9 protein-coding genes are annotated in these 8,465 nt (G+C 62.6%); 7 read left to right on the top strand and 2 right to left on the bottom strand.

Annotated features, from left to right (window positions below; genetic code table 11):
- Positions 1 to 126: 126 nt before the first annotated feature.
- From AC1D1P_RS08750 to AC1D1P_RS08740, 3 genes are all read left to right on the top strand, one after another.
- Positions 127 to 2,274: a 3-hydroxyacyl-CoA dehydrogenase NAD-binding domain-containing protein gene (locus AC1D1P_RS08750; protein ID WP_477669374.1), complete on the top strand. Its 2,148-nt coding sequence runs from the start codon at positions 127 to 129 to the stop codon at positions 2,272 to 2,274.
- A 64-nt stretch (positions 2,275 to 2,338) separates the two neighbouring features.
- On the top strand, positions 2,339 to 3,082 hold the full coding sequence (gene fabG, locus AC1D1P_RS08745; protein WP_477669373.1) for a 3-oxoacyl-ACP reductase FabG: 744 nt from the start codon (positions 2,339 to 2,341) through the stop codon (positions 3,080 to 3,082).
- 147 nt (positions 3,083 to 3,229) lie between these two features.
- Complete coding sequence (locus tag AC1D1P_RS08740) at positions 3,230 to 3,568, top strand: hypothetical protein (protein WP_477669372.1); 339 nt, start codon at positions 3,230 to 3,232, stop codon at positions 3,566 to 3,568.
- 2 nt (positions 3,569 to 3,570) lie between these two features.
- Here AC1D1P_RS08740 and AC1D1P_RS08735 read toward each other — a convergent pair whose 3' ends face one another.
- Positions 3,571 to 4,428 (bottom strand): AraC family transcriptional regulator, encoded by an 858-nt coding sequence (locus AC1D1P_RS08735; RefSeq protein ID WP_477672702.1) that lies wholly within the window; start codon positions 4,426 to 4,428, stop codon positions 3,571 to 3,573.
- Between the two features lie 99 nt (positions 4,429 to 4,527).
- On the opposite strand from AC1D1P_RS08735, the gene AC1D1P_RS08730 reads away from it, so the two are divergent.
- The 4 genes from AC1D1P_RS08730 (at position 4,528) to AC1D1P_RS08715 (ending at position 7,276) form a co-directional block, all read left to right on the top strand.
- Positions 4,528 to 4,884, top strand: coding sequence for a cupin domain-containing protein (locus AC1D1P_RS08730; protein ID WP_457280693.1), 357 nt, complete (start codon positions 4,528 to 4,530; stop codon positions 4,882 to 4,884).
- An 81-nt stretch (positions 4,885 to 4,965) separates the two neighbouring features.
- Positions 4,966 to 5,955: a bifunctional helix-turn-helix transcriptional regulator/GNAT family N-acetyltransferase gene (locus AC1D1P_RS08725; protein ID WP_477669370.1), complete on the top strand. Its 990-nt coding sequence runs from the start codon at positions 4,966 to 4,968 to the stop codon at positions 5,953 to 5,955.
- A 164-nt stretch (positions 5,956 to 6,119) separates the two neighbouring features.
- A complete protein-coding gene (locus AC1D1P_RS08720; RefSeq protein ID WP_457280691.1) occupies positions 6,120 to 6,695 on the top strand; it encodes a chromate transporter in 576 nt (191 codons plus the stop codon).
- Complete coding sequence (locus AC1D1P_RS08715; protein ID WP_477649214.1) at positions 6,692 to 7,276, top strand: chromate transporter; 585 nt, start codon at positions 6,692 to 6,694, stop codon at positions 7,274 to 7,276. Before AC1D1P_RS08720 ends, AC1D1P_RS08715 begins: the two co-directional genes overlap by 4 nt.
- 18 nt (positions 7,277 to 7,294) lie before the next feature.
- Here the strand turns inward: AC1D1P_RS08715 and AC1D1P_RS08710 are convergent, their stop codons facing one another.
- Positions 7,295 to 8,446, bottom strand: a complete 1,152-nt coding sequence (locus tag AC1D1P_RS08710) for an NAD(P)/FAD-dependent oxidoreductase (protein WP_477672703.1) — start codon at positions 8,444 to 8,446, stop codon at positions 7,295 to 7,297.
- Between the last annotated feature and the right edge of the window lie 19 nt (positions 8,447 to 8,465).

Genomic DNA, 8,465 nt, shown 5'->3' with positions numbered 1-8,465 from the left:
GAATATGACTCCCCCCCGAAGCGCCTGCTGCGCAGCCGCCTCCCCCTCAAGGGGGCAACACCAGCGGCCCGGCAAAGCCGGTTCCGCGGTGTTTTCCGTGAAAACCCTCCTTTCCCAGCCTCTCCCATGAAAACTATCCACTATGAACTGAGTGACGGTATTGCCACCATCACGTTCGACGAGCCCGGCTCGCCCGTCAACACCATGTGCCTGCAATGGCAGGGCGATCTCAGTGAAGTCACGGCCCAAGTGGTGAAAGACAAGGACGCCCTCAAAGGCATCATCCTCGCCTCCGCCAAAAGCACTTTTTTTGCCGGCGCTGACTTGAAGGCCGTGATGCGCCTCACACCGGCCGACGCGCCCAAGGCCTACGCAGAGATCGAACGCGTCAAGAAAAACTTCCGTACCCTGGAAACGCTGGGCATCCCCGTGGCTAGTTGCCTTAACGGCACGGCACTGGGCGGCGGCTGGGAAGTCGCGTTGGTCGGCCACTACCGCGTGGCGGTGGACGACCGTAAAACGCAGTTTGGCCTGCCCGAGGTCACGCTGGGCCTGCTGCCCGGTGCCAGCGGCGTGACCAAGATGACGCGCCACCTTGGCTTGATGGGCGCGCAACCCTATCTGGTCGAGGGTAAAACCTTTAACCCACGTGAGGCGCTTGAGCTGGGCCTGGTGCACGAGCTGGTGCCTGATGCTGCCGGGTTGCAAAGCAAAGCACTTGCCTGGATCGCCACCAACCCCAAAGCCCAACACCCTTGGGAAGCCAGAGACTACAAAATCCCGGGTGGCACACCGGCCAGTTCCAAGATCGCCGCGGCGCTCAGCGTCGCGCCCGCCATGCTCAAAAAGCAGACGCGCGGCCTCTACCCCGCGCCTGCAGCCATCCTGGCCTGCATGGTGGAAGGCACACAGGTGGACCTGGAGACCGCCTTTCGCATCGAAAGCCGCTACCTCGCCAAACTCATGACGGGCACCAATGCCAAGGCCATGATCAACACCTTTTTCTTCGACATGAACGCCATCAAGAGCGGGCAGTCGCGGCCCAAAGGCGTAGGGCGTTTCAGGCCTGCCAAGGTCGGCCTGCTGGGCGCCGGCATGATGGGCGCGGGCATCGCTTACGCACAGGCCAGCAAAGGCATTGCCACCGTGCTCAAGGACGTCAGCCAGGACAAGGCCGAAGCCGGCAAGGCTTACAGCAGCAAGATCACCGCGCCGCGTGTGGAGAAAGGCCGCATGACGGCCGCCGAGCAAAGCGCCCTGCTCTCTCGCATCACCGCGACCGACCAGGTTGCGGAACTAGCCGGCTGCGACCTCATCATCGAGGCCGTCTTCGAGCGGCGCGACCTCAAGGCCAAAGTGACGCAGGAGGCCGAGCCGTTGCTGGCGCCCGGCGGTTTCTTCGCGTCCAATACCTCGACCCTGCCCATCAGCAGCCTGGCCACGGCAAGCGACAGGCCCGAAAAATTCATCGGGATCCACTTCTTCAGCCCGGTCGACAAGATGAAGCTGGTCGAGATCATTCGCGGCAAGCAAACCGACGATGAAACCGTGGCCTGCGCCTTCGACTATGTGCAGGCCCTGGGCAAGATCCCCATCGTGGTGAACGATGCGCGCGGCTTTTACACCAGCCGCACCTTCGGCACCTTTGTGATGGAAGGCGCGGCCATGCTGGGCGAAGGCATTCCCGCCGCCGCGATTGAAAATGCCGGCATCCAGGCCGGCATGCCCGTCGGCCCGCTGGCCGTGCTGGACGAAACCGCCTTGTCACTGAGCGTGCACGTGCTGGACCAGACACGCACCGACTTCACCACAGAAGGCAAGACCTACACCGCCACGCCCGGCGAGCTGCTGGTCGAACGCATGGTGAAAGAGTTGAAGCGCCCCGGCCGCGCCAGCGGCGGTGGCTTTTACGACTACCCCACCGAGCCAGGTGCGAAAAAACACCTGTGGCCCGAACTCAAGTCCCTGTTTGAAAAACCCGGCGCCGCCTGGGACATCAACGAACTCAAAGACCGGCTGCTTTACCGCCAGGCTGTGGAGACTGCCCGATGCCTCAGCGAAGGCGTACTGACCACCGTGCATGACGCCAACATCGGCTCAATTTTCGGTATCGGCTTTCCGGCCTGGACCGGAGGTGCGATGCAGTTTATCTACGGCATGGGGATTGACGCCTTTGTCTCGCACTGCGACGAACTGGCCGAAAAATTCGGGCCCGGCTTTGCGCTGACGGATGCGGTCAAAGATGCGATCCGCCAACATCAGCCGGTTTACTGAGCTGCTTCGTTTAACTCACCCTTCCTCCCATTCATCTCATCGATCCATATCCAATATCCACTTCATGCCAAGACTCCAAAACAAGATCAGCATCATCACCGGCGCCGCCCAAGGCATTGGCCTGGCCACCGCACTCAAGTTTGCCCAGGAAGGCGCCATCGTCATCGTCTGCGACGTGAAACAAGCCGGTGTGGATGAAGCCGTCAAACAGTGCCAGGCCCTGGGCGCGCAGGCCGTTGGTTATGTGATGGACGTGACCCAGCGCTCCATGGTGGATGCAGTGGTCGGCGAGGTCAAGGACCAGTTCGGCCGCATTGATGTCCTCGTCAACAACGCCGGCATCACGCAGGATGCGAGGCTGCAGAAAATGACACTGGAGCAATTTGACAAGGTGATCGACGTGAACCTGCGCGGCGTCTTTCACTGCGCGCAAGCGGTGGCCGACACCATGACAGCGCAAGGCAGTGGCGTGATACTGAACGCCAGTTCAGTCGTCGGCATCTACGGCAACTTCGGCCAGACGAATTACGCGGCCAGCAAGTTCGGCGTGATCGGCTTCACCAAAACCTGGAGCCGCGAACTGGGCCCCAAGGGCGTGCGCGTGAATGCGGTGGCCCCCGGTTTTATTTCAACGCCCATCCTCAGCACGATCCCCGACAAGGTGCTCAAGGAGATGGAAGCCCATGTGCCGCTCAAGCGCCTGGGAAGGCCGGAGGAGATTGCCAATGTCTATGCGTTCCTCGCGAGCGATGAGGCGAGTTATGTCAATGGGGCTGTGATTGAGGTTTCTGGCGGGATGTCGGTCTAAGGTGGTATCGCGAAAGCGACTTTCGCTGTCGGGAACCATGCTTGACCGAACAATCAAGCGAAAATTCCACTCATGACAATCTGCAATATAGATATAGCTTTTTAGTTCTTTGGGAGACACGGGGGAATCCCCAAAATGCACCCACAGATGGTCACAAATCCGAACTCCGTAGTTGACGACCTCATCGATCGCATCACTGAGATCGTGCTGCGAACCTATGAGGTTGATCAACTCTTGCCGCACGAAAGCGCCGAGCGCCTCTCGCTTGCCGCGCATGAACTTGTGAGCGCCATTTCGACGGACACAGGGCAAATCGAGTTCTCCTGTGAGCTGACCCTTGCTGCTCACGAAAGGAAAAGCGCATTCCTGGTAAGGGTGCAGGGCCAGGCCGCCTATGAAACCCCGATCTGGCGCATCAATGAAATCTATAACGTAGTTGTGGACCCGCTTGACCGCGGGGAGTCCTTATTTACCGACCTGCAGTAGATTCACTCGATGGTGACGGCAGAAGGGTTCATCTGCCGCAGCCACGCCCCGGGCGACAAACCCACACTGCCCTTGAAGCGCCGGCTGAAATGGCTCTGGTCGGCAAAACCGCAGGCGGCAGCCACCTCGGCCAGGCCCTGCCCGGCCAGCATGGCTGACTGGGCGCGTTCGATGCGCACGGCATTGAGGTAGATATGCGGCGGTACGCCAAACTGCCGGGCGAAGGCGCGGGTCAGATGAACACGCGACAAGCCGGCCTCGCCTGCGAGGGCATCGACGGTGATGTCCTGGTCGAAGTGGCTGCGCAGGTAGTCGCGAATGCGGGCCATGCGCGCAACGCCAGCCGGCTTCACTTCATCGCCTGAGCGCCGCTCGCCATAGCGCTGCAGCAAGTGCACCAGCACATTGCGCGTAAGCTCTTCGGCACGCAGCGACTCTTGCGCCTGCCCGCCTGCGCCTATGGCGCGCGCCAGCGCGCGGCCCATGGCGGCGTCGCGCACCACAGGTTGGCAAAAATAAGCCGCCATGTCGAGGCCGGCTTCCTTGTCACGGCATTCGTTCACCACYTGYKGCGACACATACAGCATGCTGTAGCCAAAACCYTCCTGCGTGCCGCGCTGGCCGTCGTGCGGYTCGTCGGGATTAAAAAGAATCACATCGCCGCGCAGACTGGCGTGCAGCGTGCCGCCGCAGTGAAAGGTCTGCACACCGGAGGCGGTGACCCCTATGGAATAGGTTTCGTGGCTGTGGCGCTCGAAGGTGTGCTCAGTGAAGTGGGCGTTCATCTGAGTCACGCCGGCCAGTGCGCCGGGACGAAAGCGGGCCCAGTCTTTGGGCGTGGGGGCCTGGGCGTCGTGCATGAAACAATCGTAAAGGAAACAATCGTACAAGACGCAGCAGCCCTGGACAAGGAAACTCCCTCTTCAACCGCACTCAACCGCCATGAAAGAGGAGTTCACATGAAAGAAGCCGTAGACCTGCAGACCAAGCTCGCGACCTTTGAAGGCCACTGGCAGCCGCGCACCGTGAGCGAGTTCAATGGGCACGACGTAATGGTCGTCAAGGTCCAGGGAGAATTCAGCTGGCATTCGCACCCCGAGAGCGACGATTTCTTCCTGGTGCTCAAGGGCGAGCTACACATCGACATCGACGGCCAGCCCACCGTCACGCTCAAGCCAGGCCAGCTGTACGTGGTGCCTCGCGGGGTGCGCCATCGTCCGCGGGCGCCGCAAGAGGCGCACCTGCTGCTGATTGAGCCGACCGGCGCGCCCAACAGCGGCGATGCAGCCACAGCGGCGCCGCGCCGGGTGATCTGAGGCCGGGCTGCCGAACCAGATGTGTTGCCAGAAGATGCCACATACTTGACTTTGTCAATCAATTGATTGACGATATCTACCATGATCTCGTCAATCAATACCACCGCCTCAAGCACGCCTGCCCCGCTCCAGACTGGAGCGCCCCCCGCTTCTACAGCCCACGTCAAGGCCGTGCGAAGCTTTAACCGCTTCTACACCCAGCGCATCGGCGTACTGGACCCCTATCTGGACAGCGAGTTTTCGCTGACGGAGGTGCGGGTGTTGTATGAGCTGGCCCACCGCGACCAGCCCACAGCCACGGAGCTGGGGCGCGACCTGGCACTGGACGCGGGTTACCTGAGCCGCATCCTGCGCCGCTTCGAAAGCCAAGGCTGGCTGGCGCGCGCGTCTTCGCCGGCGGACGCGCGGCAAAGCCTGCTGAAGCTGACCAAGGCCGGCCACGCTGCATTTGCGCCGCTGCAGCAGCGCTCCCGCGACGAGGCCGCCGCCCTGCTGGCCGCGCTGGCGCCGGACCACCAGCAAAAGGTGGTGACGGCCATGACCACGGTGCAGCGGCTTTTGGCCAGCCGCACGGAACCTGCCGCGACACGAACCGTGCTGTTGCGCGACCCCGGGCCCGGCGACATCGGCTGGGTGGTGCAGCAACACGGTGAAATTTATGCGCGTGAATACGGCTGGAACAGCGAGTTCGAGGCCCTGGTGGCCGATATTGCCGGCAAATACCTCAAGAACCACCAGCCGGAATGGGAGAAGTGCTGGATAGCCGAAGTCGACGGTGAGCGCGCGGGCGCGGTGTTTGTGGCGCGTAAATCAGCCACCGTGGCCCAGCTGCGCATGTTGATCCTCACGCCGCAGGCGCGCGGACTGGGCCTGGGCGGGCGACTGGCCGACGAGTGCATCGCATTTGCGCGCAGCAAGGGCTACAAAAAAATGGTGCTCTGGACCAACAGCTGCCTGGACGCAGCGCGCGCCATTTACGCCAGGCGTGGTTTCAAGCTGACCAGGAGCGAGCCCTACCATGGCTTTGGGAAAAAAAACCTGGTCGGCGAAACCTGGGAGCTGCGGCTGTAGCCGCCATGCAGGGCATGTCGGGCGCCGGCCCGGAAATTCATGCCATTTTGGCCTGCAGCGCATATTCGGCGGGCGCAAGCAGCTATCTTATTAATAGCAAACGGCGGTCCTTGGTCTCCTGTGCGCAGGCTGTGGTGCATCGATGAAGCGGCGATAATTGGTGCATGAGCACCCCTCCCGCCGAAGACCACCCGAAACCCCGATCCCTCTCCGACCTTTTCATTTCATTCACCTTGCTGGCGCTTCAGGGCTTTGGCGGTGTACTGGCTGTCGTGCAACGCGAGCTGGTCGAAAAAAAGCGCTGGATGACGCGCGAGGAATTCATTGAAGACTGGGCCGTCGCGCAAATCATGCCCGGACCCAATGTAGTCAACATCTCACTGATGATAGGTGGCCGCTACTTCGGCCTCAAGGGCGCCCTGGCAGCGCTGGCCGGCATGCTGACGGTACCGCTGGTGCTCGTGTTGCTGCTGGCCGTGGTCTATGCCCAGTTTGCCGGGCATCCCGGCGTGGCTGGCGCGCTGCGCGGCATGGGCGCCGTGGCAGCAGGGCTGATCGGCGCGACCGGCCTGAAGCTGTTCGGCGCGCTCAAGAAAAACGTGCTGGGCCTGCAGCTGTGCGCCGCGTTCGGTGTGGCCTGTTTTGTGGCCATCGCCCTGCTGCGCTTTCCGCTGGCCTACGTGCTGCTGGGGCTGGGCGGCGTGGCCTGTGTGCTCGCTTACCGCAGGCTGGCACCATGACCGAGTCGCTGCACCTCGTCTTCGGCGCTCGGGAATGGTTTGACCTCTTCCTGCATTACCTCTCGCTGTCGCTGCTGTCGATCGGCGGCGCCATCACCACCGCACCCGACATGCACCGTTTCCTGGTCGACAAGCAGCACTGGCTAACCGACGCGCAGTTCAACGCGTCCATTGCCATTGCGCAATCAGCCCCCGGGCCGAATGTGCTGTTCATCGCTTTGCTGGGGTGGAATGTGGGGCTGAACGCGGGGGGCATGCTGACCGGGCTGCTGGGCGTTTTCCTGGCGATGCTGGGCATCCTGATTCCCAGCACCACCCTCACCTACCTGGCCGCGCAGTGGGGTCACCGCAACCGCGAACTACGCGCGGTGCGGGCTTTCAAGCAGGGCATGGGACCCATCGTGGTGGCCTTGCTGATCGCGACAAGCTGGATATTGGCCACCGCCAACGGTAGTTCGCTGAAAGACTGGCCGGTGTGGCTGCTGGCGGCCACCACAGCCGTGATTGTCTGGCGCAGCAAAATCCATCTGCTGTGGCTGCTGGGCGCTGGCGCATTGCTGGGCTGGTATGGGCTGGTCTAGCAACCCGTTTCGGGGCGGCTACTCTGGTTTGCCGCGCCGGTGAAAGTACACCATGCGCGCAGCCTGCCGCATGGGTTCGGTGTCCAGGGCCATATTGAAGATCCAGTCGGCCTGAAAGCGGTCAAACAGCCAGCGCAGCGTGCGCTTGGCGCGGAACTTCGGGTAGTGCCGCACCAGCCCTTGCGCTGGATCAGCCGGGTCGCTGCCATCGGCCGAACCACCTTGCAAAAAGGCGGCTACCGCGCTGCCCACCGCGTCGCCATGCTGCAGTGCCGTGTGGATGCCACCAGCCRTCACGGGCGACACCATGCCGGCGGCGTCACCGACCAGCATGACGCGTGCATCAGACACCCGCTTCAGCACCCCGCCGCAGGGAATCATGCCGGCGCGCGTCGCCAACGGACTTGCGTTGCCGACATCCACATGCGGCGCGATTTTTTCCATGAAAGCGCCCATCCACGCCTGTTTGGCAGGCACGGACGCGCCTGAGGGGGACATCCGCCTGGCCAGCCCGATCTGGTGAATGCCGGCACCCGCAACAGCCCAGCCGATGTAGCCGGGCGCGAGCTGGCGGTCTATGAAGCAGTGCAGCAGGTTGGCATCCAGCCGGGCCTGGCCGTATTCATGCTCGATGCCGAAGAGAAACTGGGTATTGAGCGACAGGCCCAAAGCCTTGGCCACACGCGAATGGGGGCCGTCGGCGCCGACCAAATAGCGAGCCTGCAGCACCATCGGCTCCTGCGATGCAACCGACTTGACCGACACGGCCCAGCCGCCGCTGTCTCGCGCAGCCTGCTCGAACAGCGTGCCGCCCAGCAAGGTGACACCGTCCGCCACGACGGACGCACACATCCAGTCCAGCAGGGCCGGCGTGTCGGTTGCCCAGAAGTAATAACCGGGCGCGTGCAGATCGACATGGCGAAGATTGGGCGAATAAAGCCTCACGCCGTCCACCTGCCGCACCAGCGCCGCGGGCACTTGCTGCAACCACGGGATGGTGTCTATGGCATCTTTCACGATGATGCCGGTGGTGTGCAGCTTGTCGCCGGAAGAAGTCTTCTTTTCGACAATGGCGACCTGCAGGCCCGTTCTGGCCGCGGCGCGCGCGCAGGCCAGCCCGGCAAAACTGGCGCCTATGACGACCAGGTCGAAGTGCTGCGGCGTCGTCATGCCCTGCGCTGGCGCAGGG

It is taken from the genome of Polaromonas sp. P1_E1_2 (assembly GCF_056406035.1).
This window is presented reverse-complemented; position numbering and strand designations above follow the sequence as displayed.

Bases quoted from the DNA above. Each gene is read 5' to 3' on its own strand.
- AC1D1P_RS08750 (WP_477669374.1), top strand. From the start codon at position 127: ATGAAAACTATCCACTATGAACTGAGTGACGGTATTGCCACCATCACG.
- fabG (WP_477669373.1), top strand. From the start codon at position 2,339: ATGCCAAGACTCCAAAACAAGATCAGCATCATCACCGGCGCCGCCCAA.
- AC1D1P_RS08740 (WP_477669372.1), top strand. From the start codon at position 3,230: ATGGTCACAAATCCGAACTCCGTAGTTGACGACCTCATCGATCGCATC.
- AC1D1P_RS08730 (WP_457280693.1), top strand. From the start codon at position 4,528: ATGAAAGAAGCCGTAGACCTGCAGACCAAGCTCGCGACCTTTGAAGGC.
- AC1D1P_RS08725 (WP_477669370.1), top strand. From the start codon at position 4,966: ATGATCTCGTCAATCAATACCACCGCCTCAAGCACGCCTGCCCCGCTC.
- AC1D1P_RS08720 (WP_457280691.1), top strand. From the start codon at position 6,120: ATGAGCACCCCTCCCGCCGAAGACCACCCGAAACCCCGATCCCTCTCC.
- AC1D1P_RS08715 (WP_477649214.1), top strand. From the start codon at position 6,692: ATGACCGAGTCGCTGCACCTCGTCTTCGGCGCTCGGGAATGGTTTGAC.